Consider the following 263-nt stretch of genomic DNA (forward strand, 5'->3'; position numbering starts at 1 on the left):
GCTGGCATCTCGACGAGAAGCACGCGCAACTCGACGGGCAGCCGATGTCGGCATCGCTGTTCGATGTCGGCGTGTTCGCGTTCCACAATGCGCACGCGCTCGCGGCGCAGGACCGCGGCCCGTATCTCTACCTGCCCAAGCTGGAATCGATGGAAGAGGCCGCGTTGTGGCAGCGGGTGCTCGGCCATCTGGAGCGCGCGCTCGGCCTGCCAGACGGGCAGATCAAGGTCACCGTGCTGATCGAGACCCTGCCGGCGGCGTTC

The 263-nt window shown here is 67.3% G+C and carries 1 pseudogene; it reads left to right on the plus strand.

The features are described 5' to 3' along the window. Positions 1-263: pseudogene (locus SB719_RS20750) on the plus strand (malate synthase A); the annotation flags it as partial.

This window comes from Pantoea sp. SIMBA_079, assembly GCF_046940275.1.
In the GTDB taxonomy this organism is placed as follows: domain Bacteria; phylum Pseudomonadota; class Gammaproteobacteria; order Enterobacterales; family Enterobacteriaceae; genus Pantoea; species Pantoea borealis.